This window comes from Oryzomonas rubra (genome assembly GCF_008369015.1).
GTDB lineage: Bacteria > Desulfobacterota > Desulfuromonadia > Geobacterales > Pseudopelobacteraceae > Oryzomonas > Oryzomonas japonica.
Genome location: NZ_SRSD01000009.1, coordinates 101,305 through 117,048, shown reverse-complemented (window position 1 = coordinate 117,048; position 15,744 = coordinate 101,305). Strand labels below are relative to the sequence as shown.

The 15,744-nt window shown below is 62.4% G+C and carries 15 protein-coding genes; 2 read left to right on the top strand and 13 right to left on the bottom strand.

The window, feature by feature from the left end; all coding sequences use genetic code 11:
- Positions 1-70 precede the first annotated feature (70 nt).
- Positions 71-1,192, top strand: a complete 1,122-nt coding sequence (gene proB / locus ET418_RS14455; protein WP_149308730.1) for a glutamate 5-kinase — start codon at positions 71-73, stop codon at positions 1,190-1,192.
- 12 nt (positions 1,193-1,204) lie between these two features.
- Positions 1,205-1,810, top strand: a complete 606-nt coding sequence (locus ET418_RS14450; RefSeq protein WP_218043400.1) for a hypothetical protein — start codon at positions 1,205-1,207, stop codon at positions 1,808-1,810.
- 136 nt (positions 1,811-1,946) lie between these two features.
- On the opposite strand, the gene bamD is transcribed toward ET418_RS14450, so the two are convergent.
- The 13 genes from bamD to glyQ all read right to left on the bottom strand — a co-directional run bounded on the left by bamD (position 1,947) and on the right by glyQ (position 15,661).
- Positions 1,947-3,245, bottom strand: a complete 1,299-nt coding sequence (gene bamD, locus ET418_RS14445) for an outer membrane protein assembly factor BamD (protein WP_149308728.1) — start codon at positions 3,243-3,245, stop codon at positions 1,947-1,949.
- A gap of 6 nt (positions 3,246-3,251) precedes the next feature.
- Positions 3,252-5,000: an RNA polymerase sigma factor RpoD gene (gene rpoD, locus ET418_RS14440; RefSeq protein WP_149308726.1), complete on the bottom strand. Its 1,749-nt coding sequence runs from the start codon at positions 4,998-5,000 to the stop codon at positions 3,252-3,254.
- Between the two features lie 26 nt (positions 5,001-5,026).
- Complete coding sequence (gene dnaG, locus ET418_RS14435) at positions 5,027-6,778, bottom strand: DNA primase (protein ID WP_149308724.1); 1,752 nt, start codon at positions 6,776-6,778, stop codon at positions 5,027-5,029.
- Positions 6,775-7,266, bottom strand: a complete 492-nt coding sequence (locus tag ET418_RS14430) for a CvpA family protein (protein ID WP_149308722.1) — start codon at positions 7,264-7,266, stop codon at positions 6,775-6,777. The genes dnaG and ET418_RS14430 overlap by 4 nt, the downstream gene beginning before the upstream one ends.
- A 209-nt stretch (positions 7,267-7,475) precedes the next feature.
- Entirely contained in the window at positions 7,476-7,919 is a 444-nt protein-coding gene (locus ET418_RS14425; RefSeq protein ID WP_149308720.1) for a GatB/YqeY domain-containing protein, read from the bottom strand.
- An 8-nt stretch (positions 7,920-7,927) separates the two neighbouring features.
- The gene (rpsU, locus tag ET418_RS14420; RefSeq protein ID WP_149209338.1) at positions 7,928-8,125 is read right to left on the bottom strand and encodes a 30S ribosomal protein S21; all 198 of its coding nucleotides are present in this window, start codon (positions 8,123-8,125) and stop codon (positions 7,928-7,930) included.
- Between the two features lie 290 nt (positions 8,126-8,415).
- Positions 8,416-8,742, bottom strand: a complete 327-nt coding sequence (locus tag ET418_RS14415) for a phosphoribosyl-ATP diphosphatase (protein ID WP_149308718.1) — start codon at positions 8,740-8,742, stop codon at positions 8,416-8,418.
- Positions 8,739-9,500, bottom strand: a complete 762-nt coding sequence (hisF, locus tag ET418_RS14410) for an imidazole glycerol phosphate synthase subunit HisF (protein ID WP_149308717.1) — start codon at positions 9,498-9,500, stop codon at positions 8,739-8,741. The genes ET418_RS14415 and hisF overlap by 4 nt, the downstream gene beginning before the upstream one ends.
- Before the next feature lies 1 nt (position 9,501).
- The gene (gene hisA / locus ET418_RS14405) at positions 9,502-10,233 is read right to left on the bottom strand and encodes a 1-(5-phosphoribosyl)-5-[(5-phosphoribosylamino)methylideneamino]imidazole-4-carboxamide isomerase (RefSeq protein WP_149308913.1); all 732 of its coding nucleotides are present in this window, start codon (positions 10,231-10,233) and stop codon (positions 9,502-9,504) included.
- 172 nt (positions 10,234-10,405) lie between these two features.
- A complete protein-coding gene (gene hisH / locus ET418_RS14400) occupies positions 10,406-11,032 on the bottom strand; it encodes an imidazole glycerol phosphate synthase subunit HisH (protein WP_149308715.1) in 627 nt (208 codons plus the stop codon).
- On the bottom strand, positions 11,029-12,585 hold the full coding sequence (locus ET418_RS14395) for a bacteriohemerythrin (protein WP_149308713.1): 1,557 nt from the start codon (positions 12,583-12,585) through the stop codon (positions 11,029-11,031). Before ET418_RS14395 ends, hisH begins: the two co-directional genes overlap by 4 nt.
- 134 nt (positions 12,586-12,719) lie before the next feature.
- On the bottom strand, positions 12,720-14,783 hold the full coding sequence (glyS, locus tag ET418_RS14390) for a glycine--tRNA ligase subunit beta (RefSeq protein WP_149308711.1): 2,064 nt from the start codon (positions 14,781-14,783) through the stop codon (positions 12,720-12,722).
- The gene (gene glyQ, locus ET418_RS14385; protein ID WP_149308709.1) at positions 14,780-15,661 is read right to left on the bottom strand and encodes a glycine--tRNA ligase subunit alpha; all 882 of its coding nucleotides are present in this window, start codon (positions 15,659-15,661) and stop codon (positions 14,780-14,782) included. Before glyQ ends, glyS begins: the two co-directional genes overlap by 4 nt.
- Positions 15,662-15,744: the final 83 nt, after the last annotated feature.

The window sequence follows — 15,744 nt, the reverse complement described above, 5'->3', positions numbered from 1 at the left end:
CCCCCACCCCGACCCTCCCCCACAAGGAGGGAGGGGGCTTCTTATTACTAAAGCGTCCAGGACACTGATGATGCGTAAAGAGATATTGAAATCCGTGAAGCGGGTGGTGATCAAGATCGGCAGCCGGGTGCTGACCGATGCCGACGGTGCCCTGGATCTGGCGGTCATCGGGCGGATCTGCCGCGATCTCGCCGCTTTGCATGCCCGGCACCTGCAGGTGGTGGTGGTGTCGTCCGGCGCCATCGCCGCCGGCAGGAGCGAGCTGGGGTTGACGGAAAAACCCCGGACCATCCCCCACAAACAGGCGGCGGCGGCCATCGGCCAGTCGCTCCTCATGCGGGCCTACGAAGAGGCCCTGGAGCCCCACGGCCTGAAGGCGGCCCAGATCCTTCTGACCAGCGAGGATCTGGTCAACCGGCAGCGGTTCCTCAATGCCCGCGCCACCATGGACGCCCTCCTGGGCTTCGGCATCATCCCGGTGATCAACGAGAACGACACCGTGGTGGTGGACGAGATCAAGTTCGGGGACAACGACAACCTGTCGGCCCTGGTCACCAACGTGGCCGAGGCCCATCTGCTGCTGATCCTGACCGATATCGAGGGGTTCTACAGCGCCGATCCCCACCATGACCCGGAAGCCCGGCTGATACCCCTGGTGAAGGGGATCACCCGTGAGGTGGAACGGGCGGCGGGGGGGGCCGACTCCACGGTCGGCACCGGCGGCATGGCCACCAAGGTGGCGGCGGCCAAGAAGGCCGGCAAGAACGGCGTCCCGACCATCATGGTGGACGGCAAGCGCGACGGGATCATTGCCGCGGCCCTGCGGGGCGACGAGGTGGGCACCCTGTTCCTTCCCGCCGCCGTGGGGCTGAACCGGCGCAAACACTGGATCGCCTACACCCTCAAACCGTCCGGCAGGGTGATGGTGGACGAGGGGGCGCGGGAGGTGCTGCTGAAGCGGGGCAAGAGCCTTCTGCCGTCAGGCGTGGTGCGGGTCGAGGGGCGTTTCGACCGGGGAGGGTGCGTGCGGATCTGCGGTCCGGACGGCGTGGAGTTCGCCCGGGGGCTGTCGGATTACTCCAGCGCCGAAACGGCCCGGCTGGTGGGGAAAAAGAGTAGCGAGATCGACGATATCCTGGGGTATCACTACGGAGATGTGATCATCCACCGGGATAACCTGGTGGTCTTGTAACACAGGATTCCCATGACCACATTTCCACTGTCCGAACACATTTTCGGCCTCGCCACGTCCACACCCGCCATGCTGCCGGTGCTGAAGCTCTTCCTCCTCCCCGTCGGTGGCGGCATCCCCGCCGGTGTCATGCTCGCCAGTTCCAAAGGGTTGGCCTGGCCCATCACCACCCTGCTCTACCTGGTCTCGGATGTTGTCCTGGCCCTTGCATTTGAACCGATCCTTCGGCTTTTCGCAACAGTGTGCGGAAAAATTCCCGTATTAACCCGTCTCAGCAAAGCTTTAACGGCCGCAACGGCCCGGAGTGCGGCACATTTCGGCGGCACCGGCGCAGGTCCCGTTACGCTCGTTATGATTGCCTTTGGCATCGATCCCATGACCGGGCGGGCCTCGGCGCTCGCCGCCGGTCACGGCTTCCTTGCCGGCTGGGCCTTTGCCATCGTTGGCGACATGCTGTATTTCGCCGTCATCGCGCTCACGACGCTGCGTCTGAACTCGTACTTTCGGGACCCGAACACGACCATGCTGATCGTCCTCGGCGCGATGTTCGGCGTGCCCATGCTGGTACGTTATTTCCGTTCAAGACGATTGTCCCTTCAAGGGGCCGGGGTAGAGTGATTCGGATCCAGGCCCGGTTCGTCTGCGGGTAAAAGACAACAACCCGCAATTGTTCCGTGGACATAACGCAAACGACCTCCGGGGGGAAGCCACCCCGGAGGTCGTTTGGTATCATGTTATGGTAGTTGTTATGCGATTATTTCCCCTGCACCACGGCGGCGCTGGAGGCGAAGGTTTCCTTGCGTTGCAGTTGCCCGTTGAACACCTCCACCCGGTACCGCACCTCCTGCCCGATGGCGCTGTCGCCACGCACACGCAGGTTGAGGTAGTATTCCGACATCTTGCCGGTTTCCAGGGGATCGATCTTGAACGACAGGGCATCGGCCCCCTCCCGGTGGAACTGGGGGTTCTCGGCGTCCGGGAATTCGAACTGGGGCGGCAGGAACAGCCGTCCGGTCAACTCCTGGGCCGTTTGGGACCCGATGTTCAGCACGGTCATGCGGTAGCGGACCTGTCCGCCCGGAACGATGCTCTGGCTGGCCGGTCGGGCGACGACACGCACCAGCGGCGCGGTGATGGTCACCAGGGTCTCCTTCGTCAGAGCAACATCGTCGAAGCGTGCGGAAACCGCCTTGAGCGACACGCTCTTGCGTTCGCCATCCACCCGGTCGGAGGGGATATGGAACGAGATTGCGCCCTTGAAGGATTGCCCCGCCGCGACGGTCACACGGCCTGGCGCCGCGCCCGGCGTCGTCTCGGCCGACAGTTGTGCACCGTATTCCGCGGGGGCGCTGACCTCCAGGAGGTACTCCTCGCTGTTGCCGGTGCGGTTGGCGATCTCGAAGGGGAGCGTCCCGTTCTGGCCCGCCTGGGCGATCCGGCTCTTCTCCACAGTGATGGCGGTGGCGGTGCGGATCGTCTCCTTGGCGGCCTTTTCAGCCGCAATCCGTTCCCGCTCCCTCCGTTCCAGTTCGGCCTTCTCCCGGGCGATGCGTTCCTGTTCGGTCTTGAGCCGGGCCAGGCGTTCCTGTTCCTGCCGTTCGGCGATGGCCCGCTCGATGGCGAGCTGCTCGTTGCGCACCTTTACGGCGGCCATGTGCAGCGCCCTGTTCTCCGTGAGTTTTTCGCCCTTGTGCAGGCGAGCCCCCAGGGTGAGCAGGTCGTCTTCGATGCTCGACCGCAAGGGGGTAGCCGGAAATTCGCTGGTGAACTGGTTGACGGTTCGGGCTGCCAGCGCATTGTCGCCCGATTTCAGGCCGGAACGGGCCAGGAGCAGCAGGGAAACGTCCTTGAGCGGGGTATCGGGGAAGACCAGGGTAAGCTGTTTGACCTTGTCGATGGCCAGGAGGTAATCCTTCTTCTGGTAGGCGTTGAAGGCCTCGACAAAGAGGTTGGAGTCGTCAAGCTCCGCCGCCGGGGCGCAGAGCGCCCCGGCGAGCAGAAGGAAAAGGGCCAGCGCCGGGATGACGAGGGAGGTGATCGCTGAACGACGCATGGGCAGTTACTCCACGAAGCTTTTGAGTTTTTTGCTGCGGCTGGGGTGGCGCAGCTTGCGCAACGCCTTGGCCTCGATCTGGCGGATACGTTCGCGGGTGACCTCGAAATCCTGGCCGACCTCCTCCAGGGTGTGGTCGCTCTTCTCGCCGATGCCGAAGCGCATGCGCAGGACCTTTTCCTCGCGGGGGGTCAGGGTTGACAGCACCCGGGCCGTCTGCTCGGAAAGGTTGGCCTTGATGACCGCCTCGATAGGCGATATGACGGCCTTGTCCTCGATGAAATCCCCCAGGTGGGAATCCTCTTCCTCGCCGATGGGGGTCTCCAGGGAGATCGGTTCCTTGGCGATTTTGAGCACCTTGCGCACCTTGTCCAGGGGCAGTTGCATCCGCTCGGCGATCTCCTCGGGGGAAGGCTCGCGGCCGTTCTCCTGGACCAATTGGCGGCTGGTGCGGATCAGTTTGTTGATGGTCTCGATCATGTGGACCGGGATACGGATGGTGCGGGCCTGGTCCGCGATGGCGCGGGTGATGGCCTGGCGAATCCACCAAGTGGCGTAGGTGGAGAACTTGTAGCCGCGCTGGTATTCGAACTTGTCCACCGCCTTCATCAGGCCGATATTCCCCTCCTGGATCAGGTCCAGGAACTGAAGGCCGCGGTTGGTGTATTTCTTGGCAATGGAGACCACCAGGCGCAGGTTGGCCTCGATCAGTTCCGACTTGGCGATCCGGGCCTTGGCCTCACCCTGCTCGATGGCTTTCAGGGCGGTGGAGAGGTCGCTGGCCTTGAAACCGGACTCCTGCTCCACCTTCTGCAACTTGCGGGCCGCGTTGCGCAGGCGTTTTTCCAGCTTCTGGGTCTCCTCGACCCCCAGCTTGAGCTTTTTGAGCTCGGAGATGGCCTTCTCGTCCTCCTGGTGGAGTTTGTCAACCAGCACCCTCAGCTTCTCCGCCGGGATGATGGTCTCCAGATCGATGAGTTCCGTCCCCAGTCGCTCCACCTTGATGGAGAGCTCCTTGAGGCGCTCGGCGATCTTGTTGATGTGGCGGTCCTTCAGGCGCAGGGACTTGAGCAGGTCGGCCTGCCGTTCCTTGGCTTCGCGCCCCTTTTTCTCGAACTCTTTTTTCTTGGCCGCCGACTTGGCCGCCCCCAACTGCTCGGCCAGTTCGGTCAGAAGCTGGTCCTGGGCAGCGATCTCATCGATGACCGCAAGGATGCGCGTCTTCTGCACATCCTCCTCGTCCTCCTCCAACTCCTCTTCCTCGACCTCCTTGCTGATCTCGGAGGCGTTCATCTGGAATTTGCGCAGTTTGTCCCCCAGTTGCAGGACCTCGCGCACGGTGATGGGGGTATTGAGGATGATGCCGGCCACGTCCCGCTCGCCGTCCTCGATGCGCTTGGCGATCTCTACCTCTCCCTCGCGGGTGAGCAGGGAAACCGAGCCCATCTCGCGCAGGTACATGCGCACCGGGTCGCTGGTCCTGCCGATGGAGCCGGGCTCGAACTCGACCTCTTCGGCCTCCCCCTCGGCATCCTCGTCCTCTTCAAGGTCTATCTTCATCTTGGGGATCTTGACTTTTTGGGCGGAGTCAACAATTTCGATATCCATATCCCCGAACATGCCCATGACGTCATCGATCTGATCGGTGGCGATATCGGGCGGGAGTATGTCATTGACCTCGTCGAAGGTGAGGAAACCCTTTTCCTTGCCGAGGTCGATCAATTGTTTCACATCGTCCATGTTCTTCTTTGCCATTTTTCACCTCAAATGCAGCCCGTGGGCTACAGCTTCGATTTTCTGGTACGCAAGGCGTCGGCCTGCTGCAAGAGCGCTCGGTATGCGTCGCTGTCCGGATCCAGGACCGCCAGTTGTGCGGCGATGTCGCGGATGGAGTGGAGCGCACGCTTCTCTTTGTTGCGCTTGTAGTTGGCAAGGACCGTTCGCCAGTCTATATCAGCCAGGTGATCGTCGTTCACGAGCACCTGGGAGAGAATCCGCCTCTGGTCGGGATCTTCCAGCCGATCCAGGAGGTTCTGCACATCACTCGAATCATCGTTGCTGTCGAGCGAAACGAGTACCGCTTCGGCCACCTGTCGGTGCGGTTCCTCGAAAAAGTTATCCACCCCGAATGCGCGGATTTCGCCCCGCGCCTCGGGATACCTGATCAATAGGGCCAGCAGGGTGTCCTGGGAACGGTCCCCCTGATGTGCCGGGGGTTGGCTTCCGGCGGGCATATCCCGTGCCGTGACCTGCATCCCTCCCTGGCGCTTGCGGAAGGCGTGCACCGTGATGCCCAGCAGGCGGCAGATTTCCTTCTCGTACAGGTCCCGCTCCACCGGATCGGCGATCTTCTTGAAGCGGGGGATCACCTCGTCGATGACCCGCACCTTGTTGTCCACGCTGTCCGGTGGGATGCGGACCAGCAGGGAGCGGACAAAGTGATCGAATATGGGCCGCGCCTTGTCCCGGCAGGTCGTGAAGGCCTCCACAGGGTTTTTGGCCAGAAAACTGTCCGGGTCGTCCCCGCTGGGCAGGGTGATGACGTAGGCCGGCATGCGCTGGTCGAGAAACAACTCCATGGAGCGAAAGGTCGCCTTGAGGCCGGCGGCGTCGCTGTCGAACAGGGTGTAGACCCTTGCCGCGTGGCGCTTGATCAGCCCCGCATGGATTGTCGTCAACGCCGTGCCGCAGGTGGCGACCACATTGCGTATCCCGGCCCGGTACAGGGCCAGGTGATCGAAATACCCCTCCACGATGATGACGCTGTTCTCGGTTCTGATGGCCGGCAAGGCCATGTCCAGGCCGAACATCACTGCGCTTTTGTGATACAGCGGCGATTCCGGCGAGTTGATGTATTTGGGGAGCGACGTATCCAGCACCCGTCCGGCAAAGGCTATGACGCGCCCCTTATGGTCGCGGATCGGGAAGATCAGGCGATTGCGGAACAGGTCGTGCCAGCCGTTGTCCCCTTTACGTAGTATACCCAGTTTTTGGGCAGTTTCCAGGTCCGCGCCATGGGTTTTGAGATGTTTGGCCAAGCCGTCCCACCGGTCCGGGGCAAAGCCGAGCCGGTAATCGGCGGCCAGGGCCTCGTCCACGGCCCGATCCTTGAGATAATTCCTGGCAGCCTGTCCCGCGGGCTCCTTGAGGAGCACCGTCCGGAAATACTCTTCGGCAAGCTCGTTGATCCGCTGGAACTGCTGCCGTTCGTCCTGGGCGTGCCGTTCGGCCGGGGTCAACTGCCGTTCCTCGATCTCGATCCCGGCCTTCCGGGCCAGGAGCTTGACCGCTTCCGGGAACCCGACCCCCTCCATTTTCATGACAAAGGAGAAGGCGTTGCCCCCCTCGCCGCAGCCGAAACAGTGAAAGATCTCCCGGGCGGGGTTGACGTTGAACGATGGGGTCTTTTCCCCGTGAAACGGACACAGCCCCACATAATTCGCCCCGGCGCGTCTCAGTTGGACGTAATCCGAGACAACCTCAAGTATGGAGACGCGTTCCGCAATCTCCCGCACCTTTTCTTCGGGGATCATTGTTGTGTGGTGGCTCCGCTCCGCCAGTGTGAGAGTATTTTATCGCCCGTCTGCGCCAGCATGCTGGCCGATTCCGTGTTCTTGATCCTGGCTTTCAGCTTTTCCGGCATGAAGCCTGCTGTGGCGGTGCTGAACAACAGGCTGAGCAACAGCACCCCCTCGGCCGTCCCGATCAACAGTCCTCCCACCCGGTTGAGGCCCCCCAGCATGACGAGGCGCAGGGCGGTGGTGACGATGTTGCCGACAACGTGGACGATGATGCCCGTTATCAGCAGGATCAGGATGAAGGCCAGAAAGGCGCAGATCTGCATCGGCAAATGCGTGATGGCCCGTATCGGCTGTGAAACGGCCGGATAGAAGTGATACGCCAGCCAGGCGCCCAGAAGCAGGCCGGCCAGGGAGGACGCTTCGTTGACGAGTCCGCGAGCCAGTCCCTTGAGAGCAAAAAAGAGGAGAACCGCTAGAATAATGATATTGAAAGCATTCATCGGGGAACCATGTGCCGGCTGTCGGGCAGAGATATCGGCCTGTGCGCGTCCTCCCGGTGGTTGTTGCTCATGGGGGGCGTCACATTACTCCTGATTGGTACAGACGTCATTGCACAGACAATTGTTACACGGAAGGGGCGATCAAAAGATAGCCCCTTCCGTGTAACAGAATACAGAACTTCGATCACCGGAAACCACCGGCAGGCACATCAGGAGAGGAGCCGCCTGACCGTGTCGCTGACGGTCTTCCCGTCAGCCCGGCCCGCCGTCAGGGGGGTAAGGGCCTTCATGACCCTGCCCATATCCTTGATGCCGTGGGCTTCTGTTTCCCCGATGACCTTGGCCACCAGTTCGGCGATCTCGTCGCCGGTCAGTTGGGCAGGAAGGAAGCCGAGCAGAACCGCCAACTCAGCTTCCTCCTTTGCCACCAGATCGGGACGGTTGCCCTCGCCGTAGAGCCGGATCGACTCGCGGCGTTGTTTCACCATGGAGGAGATGACCTCAATGACTCCCTGATCGTCCAACTCCCGCTGCTGCTCGATCTCGCGGTTCTTGATCGTGGAGCGGACCATGCGAACAGCCGAAAGGCGCAGGTCATCCCGCGCCTTCATGGCTTGTTTCATCGCTGTATCAAGTTGTTCCTTGAGTGTCATGTCTTGTCCTAATCTACCATCTTACGCTGTTTCTTGAGGGCGCGCTTACGTGCGGCGATCGCCTTTTTCTTCCGTTTGATGCTTGGCTTCTCGTAGTGCTCGCGTTTGCGAACCTCCGAAAGAATCCCCGCCTTTTCGCACTGTTTCTTGAACTTCTTCAGGGCGAGTTCAAATGGTTCATTTTCCTTGATCTTTACTCCCGGCATCCATAATCCCCCCCCTCATTGTAAAGTGGCACATCCTGATACGTATGAGGCCGTTATGTAAGAATTTCGCAAGATTGTTATCATAACAGCAAATATTCCATTGTCAATATAAAAGTCGATACAACGACCTGACACGGGGAAAAGGTCAACATCCGCCACAGAGACACAGAGACACGGAGAACGTCAAAGGCATAACCTTTTTTCAGGGGGGGGCCGGCGCTTTTCCCCAGTTTTGGGTTTTCCTCTGAGTCTCTGTGTCTCTGTGGCAGATTTGAGATTTTATCGGGATGTTATGCCGGGCGGGAGTTCTTCTCCTCGATGCCCGACATGCCGAAACGCCGGCGCAGCTCGGCGAAGATCTCCTCGGGGGGGATGTCGCAGTACCCCAGAAGGACCAGGAGATGGAAGACGAGATCGCTGGTCTCGTAGACGATCTCATCGCGCTTGCCCCCTTTGGCGGCGATGACCACCTCGGTCGCCTCTTCCCCGACCTTCTTGAGGATCTTGTCGATCCCCTTGTGCATCAGGGATGCGGTATAGGAGTTCTCCGTGGGGTTGTTCTTGCGGTCGAGGATGACCTGGTACACCGCCTGGATGATGTCGTCGCGTTCGTTCATAATCTTACCGCCACCCCTTTATCGTGAAGATACTGTTTGGCCTCGCCGATGGTGTACTCCCGGTAGTGGAAGATGGAGGCGGCCAGACAGGCCCCGGCCCCCGCCTTCACGAAGCCGTCGTACAGGTGTTCCAGGTTTCCCACGCCCCCCGAGGCGATGACCGGTATGGAGACCGCGTCCACGATGGCCCGGGTCAACTCCAGGTCGTACCCGTCCTTGGTGCCGTCCCGGTCCATGCTGGTGAGGAGGATCTCACCCGATCCGTACTCCTCCATCCTCACGGCCCATTCCACGGCGTCGATGCCGGTGGGCGTGCGGCCGCCATGGGTGTAGACCTCCCAGCGCTGTTCTCCCGGCACGCGGCGGGCGTCGATGGCCACCACGGTGCATTGAGAGCCGAAGCGCTCGGCCGCCTCCTGGACGAATTCCGGCCGCTGCACGGCGGCGGTGTTGATGGAGGTCTTGTCCGCCCCGGCGTTCAACAGGCGGCGGATGTCGTCCACGGTGCGGATGCCGCCACCCACGGTGAGCGGCATGAAGACCCGCTCGGCGGTGCGGCGCACCACGTCGATGATGATGTCACGCTCGTCGCTGGAGGCGGTGATGTCCAGGAAGGTCAGCTCGTCGGCCCCCTGCCGGTCGTACATCTCGGCGATCTCCACCGGGTCCCCGGCGTCCCGCAGTTCCAGGAACTGTACCCCCTTGACGACCCGGCCCCCCTTGACGTCCAGGCAGGGGATGATGCGTTTGGTCAGCATGTCAGGCCTCTCCCTTGGTGATGGCGATCGCTTCGGCCAGCTTGATGGCGCCGGTGTACACCGCCTTGCCGGTGATGACCCCGGTGACGCCGCTCTTCTCGATGGCCATGAGGTTTCTGATGTCCTCCAGGCGGGAGACCCCGCCCGAGGCGATCACCGGGATGGCGACGGCTTCGGCCAGAGCCCTGGTGGCCTCCAGGTTGGGCCCCTGCAACATGCCGTCGCGGCTGATGTCGGTGTAGATGATGGCCGCAACCCCGAACCCCTCGAATTTCCGGGCCAGGTCGGCGGCGCTGATGTCGGTCACCTCGGCCCACCCCTGGACCGCCACCATGCCGTTCTTGGCGTCGATGCCCACCACGATTTGACCGGGGAAGCGGCGACAGGCCTCCTTCACCAGGTCCGGGTTGCGCTGGGCTGCCGTGCCGATGATCACCCGGGACAGCCCCAGGGCCAGATAGGCCTCGATGGTGGCCAGATCGCGGATGCCGCCCCCCAGTTGGGCCGGGATGGCGATCGCCTTGATGATGGCCTCGATGGCCGACCGGTTCTTCGGCTCGCCGGCAAAGGCGCCGTCCAGGTCCACGATGTGCAGCAGTTCGGCTCCCTGGCGCTGCCACTCCAGGGCCTGGGCGGCCGGGTCGTCGTTGAACACCGTATCCTTATCCATCAGCCCCTGTTCGAGGCGGACGCAACTTCCTTCCTTGAGATCAATGGCGGGTATGACGATCATGGGTACCTTTCGTTCGGCAGGTTGTTGAAAAACAGCCATCTCGCCGCCGTCCTCGAACGCCCTTTCGTGCGGCGTAGCGCTGCTACGCCTCCTCAGGGCCTTCTGCGGGTGCGACGATCTGACTATTTTTGAACAACCTGAGTTTTCACAACTTAATTAGACGTTAATCAGATCAATCCTTCATCGCGGCGAAGTTCCGCAATATCCGCAACCCCACGTCCTGGGACTTCTCCGGGTGGAACTGGGTGGCGACGATGTTGTCCCGCCAGACCGAGGAGCAGAACTGGATGCCGTAGTCGGTGGTGGTGGCGGTGACGCCGTCGTCGTCCGGCTTCACGTAGTAGGAGTGCACGAAGTAGACATTGGCGTTGTCGGCGATCCCCTCGAAGGCGGGGGGGCGGCGCTTGAAGGAGAGCTGGTTCCACCCCATCTGGGGGACCTTGAGCTTTTCCCCCCCTGCCTCCATCCCTTCGGGGAAACGGAGCACGTGGCCGGGGATCACCCCCAGGCCCTTGTAGAGGCCGAATTCGGTGCTGTCGGTGAAGAGGAGTTGCATGCCGACGCAGATCCCCAGAAAGGGGCGCCCCTGGGCGATGACCGAGAGGATCGGCTCCACGAAGCCGGCGGCCTCCAGGTTGCGCATGCAGTCGCGAAAGGCGCCCACCCCCGGCAGGACGATCTTTTCGGCTTCCAGCACCACCCGGGGATCGGCGGTAACCACCGCCTCGAAGCCGACCTTTTCGAAACCCTTCTGGACGGAACGGAGGTTGCCCATCCCGTAGTCGATGATTGCTATCATTTTATTCCGCTCGCAGTGAGGTGGGGGCCGTACTTCCGGTCGACACCCTTGATGTGGTTGATGAGCCAGTCCTGGAGGAACACGATCACGTCCTGGGTCAGGAGGGTCTCGCCGGCGTTGAACTTGCGTTGGAGATCGAGCACCTGGTCCACCAGTTTGGTATGGTGCTGTTTGTGCTGGGCCGCCTCGGGGTAGCCCGACGTGCGGAAGGCATCTTCCTCGGCGCCGAAATGGGAAGCGGTGTATTCGATCAGGCGGCCGAGGATCGAGCCGATGGCCTCCTTGCTCCGTTTTTGCTGCATGGCGTCGTGCAGTTCGTTGACCATGTCGAACAGCTTCCGGTGCTGCTGGTCGAACAGGCTGACCCCGGTGGCGAAGCTGCTGTCCCACTCCATGACCTTGGCGAGGCGGAAGTGGCCGACCAACTGGTGCAGTTCATCCACCTGCTCCGCAAGCTTGCCGGTGGCCGCGGTGGTGCTCCGGGCGTTCTCTACGTTGCCGTTGACCACGTCGGTGATCATCTGGATGTTGTTGGTGATCTCCTGGGTGGTGGCGGTCTGCTCCTCGGCCGCGGTGGCGACCTGGCTGATCTGCATGGTCAGGTCGTTGATCCTGTTGAGGATGTCCTCCAGCGCCTCCCCGGAGCGGGTGGTTTCCGCGGTGCCCCGCTTCACCTCACCGACCCCCTCGGACATGGAGCCGACGGCGGCCTGGGTTTCCTCCTGGATGGACTTGATCATGGTGCTGATCTCTTTGGTAGCTTTGGTGGTGCGTTCCGCCAGGGCCCGCACCTCGTCGGCCACCACGGCGAAGCCGCGTCCCTGCTCCCCGGCCCGGGCCGCCTCGATGGCGGCGTTCAAGGCCAGCAGGTTGGTCTGGTCGGCGATGTCCTGGATGGTGTTGACGATGGCCCCGATCTGGTCCGAGCGTTGCCCCAACCCCTCAACGGTGGTGGACGATTCGTTGACCCGCTGGGCGATGTTGTCCATCAGCCGGGCGCTGTTCTGGACCAGTTGGGCGCCACTGTGGGTCTGGTCCGTGGCCTTTTGGGCGTTTTCGGCGGCGAACAGGCAGTTGCGGGCGATATCCCCCGACGTGGCGGACATCTCCTCGCTGGCGGTGGCGATGGTACTCGCCTGCTGGGCCACATCCTCGGCCGCCAGGGCCATGGAATGGGTCGTGGAGCTGACCATCTCCACCGAGTCCCGGACCAGGTCCGCCACGGAGAAGAATTGCCGCATGGCCTTGTTCATGTCGGTCATCATGCTGTTGAAGGCAACGGCAAGACGGCCCAGTTCGCCGTCGCCCGTGACCTCCGCGCGCACCGACAGGTCGCCATCTGCGGCCTTTTCCAGGGCGCCCACCAGGCCGGCCAGGGGGCTGAAGGCGCGGCTGCTGATGATGCCGAGGACCAGTGACGTGGCGGCCACCATGGCCAGGCCGAAGAGGATGTCGAGCCAGAGCGCATTTCCGGTATTCAGGGTGACCATGGCCGTTACGCCCAGCAGGATGACGATGGTGTTGCCGATGATGACGCGTACGATAAATGACATAGGTACCAAGCTCCTTGGGGGATGATTGCACAGTTCAACGCGTTGTCACCGGCGTCGTTGCCAGTGATGCTAATAATAGTGGCTTCATAGGACCTATGGGACTCATAGGACTTATGAGTCCCAGAAGTCTTTTGCTACGCGATGCGGGAAAAGTCGGCGACCTGCCCGAACATGCGGGCGATGGCCGTTAAAAGGGCCAAGCGGTTGGTCCGTATCCGCTCGTCCTCGGCCATGACCATGACCTTGTCGAAGAAGGCGTCGATGGGGCCGCGCAGGGTGGCGATCTCGGCCAGGGCCTCCTGCCAGCGTCCAGCGGCAATGCCCGCCTCCGCCGAGTTCTTCACCGTCTGGAAGGCCGTGTACAACCCGGTTTCCGCGCTGTCCTGGAACAGGGCCGGATCGACCGGCGCGTCCAGCCCCTCCTTGATGATGTTGCCGACCCGCTTGAAAGCCCCGGTCAGCGGCTCGAAATCGGGGTGGGACTTGAATTGGGCCAGGGCCGCGATGCGGTCCCGGACCTGCACGAGATCATCGAAGCCCGCAGATACCGCCGCCTCGATGACATCGGCGGGGTAGCCGCCCGCCAGCAGGTTGACGAAGCGGCCGCGGAAAAACTCCCCGACCTCGGCTGCAGCCTGTTCCTTGGGACGCGTCAGTTTGGCGGCCAACAGGTCCAGTGCCCGGTCGATCAGGGCGGTCAGAGAAAGGCGGTAGCCCCTGTCCAGGATCGTGGCGATGATGCCGATGGTGGCGCGCCGGAGGGCATAGGGGTCGGCGGCGCCGGTGGGGATGAGCCCCACGCTGAAGCAGCCGCAGACCGTGTCCAGCTTGTCGGCAATGGAGACAAAGGCGCCGATGTCCGAGGCGGGCAGTTCGCCGCCGGCCTGGATCGGCAGGTAATGCTCGGCAATGGCGCCCGCCACCGCCGGTTCCTCACCCTCCAGCAGGGCGTACTCGCGCCCCATGATCCCCTGGACCTCCGGGAACTCGCCCACCATGCCGCTCACCAGGTCGGCCTTGCAGAGCCAGGCGGCGCGTGCCGTCTGCCCCTGGACCGCCGGGTTGAGCTGCCCCGCCAGCCCTTGGGCCAGGGTGCGGAAGCGTTCCATCTTTTCGAAGGAGGTGCCCAGTTTCTGCTGGTAGACCACCTTCTTGAGCGCCTCCACCCGGTCGTCCAGCTTGACCTTCTGATCTTCCTCGAAGAAGAAGCGGGCGTCGGAGAGCCGGGCCCGCAGAACCCGCTCGTTCCCCTTGACCACCACCGAGGGGTCCTCGGTCAGGGTGTTGTTGATGGTGATGAAGCCGGGCAACAGCTTGCCGCCCTCGTCCACGATGGAGAAGTAGCGCTGATGGCTGCGCATGGAGGTGATGAGCACCTCCTTGGGCACCTTGAGAAACTCGGGGGAGAAGGTGCCGTGCACGGCGCTGGGGTACTCGGCCAGGTAGACGATCTGGTCCAGCAACTCCTCGTCCGGCAGGAGGTGGCCGCCCGCGGCCTTGGCCACGCGGTGCGCCTCGCGGCGAATGATCTCCTTGCGCTTTTCCGGGTCCGGGATGACGAAATGCCGCTCGCATTCCTCCAGGTAGTGGGCAAAGTTGTTCACCGGAAAGGTGGTGTTGGCCATGAAACGGTGGCCGCGGGACAGGGTGCCGCTCTCCACGATGCCGAAGGAAAACGGCACGACGACGCCGTCGAACAGGGCCACGATCCAGTGGATCGGCCGGGCGAAGCGCACGTCCAGGTCGGCCCAGCGCATGGACTTTTTGAAGGGGATGTCGGCGATCAGCTTGGGCAGAATCTCGGACAAAAGCTCGTGGGTCGGCCGGCCGGTCACCTTTTTCGTCACCGCCAGGTACTCGCCCTTCTCGGTGACAACGGTCGTAAGCTCACCGACATCGACCCCCTGCCCCTTGGCAAAGCCTTCGGCGGCCCTGGTCGGTTTGCCGTCGGCGTCGTAGGCGGCCTTCACGGAGGGACCGGTAGCGGTGATCTCGGCGTCGGGCTGCAGGGAGGGAACCCCCTTGACCACCAGCGCCAGACGGCGGGGCGTGGCCAGGGTCTGCACCATGTCGAAGGTAAGACGGGCATTGGTCAGCTCCCGGCTGATCATGGCCTCCATCTCGGCCAGGGCGCGGGGGATGAACCCGGCCGGGATCTCCTCGGTGCCGATTTCGAGAAAAAGTTCTTTGGCGCTCATCGTGCGGCACCTCCTTTCAAGAGCGGGAATCCGAGACGCTCTCGCATCCGCAGGTATTCTTCCGCACAGGTGCGGGCCACGTTGCGTACCCGGCCGATGTAGGAGGCGCGCTCGGTGACCGAGATGGCGCCGCGGGCATCCAGCAGGTTGAAGGTGTGGGAGCACTTCATGACAAAGTCGTAGGCCGGCAGCACCAGCCCTTTTTCCGCCAGGCGGAGGCACTCCTGCTCATACTTGCTGAATTGTTCCAGGAGGAGGGACACATCGGCCTCCTCGAAGTTGTAGCGGGAAAACTCCACCTCGCTCTCGTGGTGGATGTCGCCGTACTTCACCCCTTCGGTCCACACCAGGTCGTAGACATTGTCCACCCCCTGCAGGTACATGGCGATCCGCTCGCAGCCGTAGGTGATCTCGCCCGAAACCGGCTTGAGGTCGATGCCCCCCGCCTGCTGGAAATAGGTGAACTGGGTGATCTCCATGCCGTCCAGCCACACTTCCCATCCCAGTCCCCAGGCCCCCAGGGTCGGCGATTCCCAGTCGTCCTCCACGAAGCGGATGTCGTGCTTGGCGGGGTCGAGGCCGATGGCCCGCAGGGAATCCAGGTACAGGTCCAGGATATTGATGGGGGAGGGTTTCTGGATTACCTGGAACTGGTAGTAGTGTTGCAGGCGGTTGGGGTTCTCTCCGTAGCGGCCGTCGGTCGGCCGTCGGGAAGGCTCCACGTAGGCCGCCTTCCACGGCTCGGGCCCCAGAACCCGCAGGAAGGTGGCCGGGTTGAAGGTCCCGGCCCCTTTTTCCGTGTCGTAGGGCTGCTGGATGATGCACCCCTGCTTGGCCCAGTAACCTTGCAGGGAGAGGATAAGATCCTGAAATGTCACGATTATGCCTCCGAAAGGGGAAAAGATTAAAAAGAACCGTTAAAATAGCAGGTATGGGGGCGCCGGTCAAGGATGAGCATGTG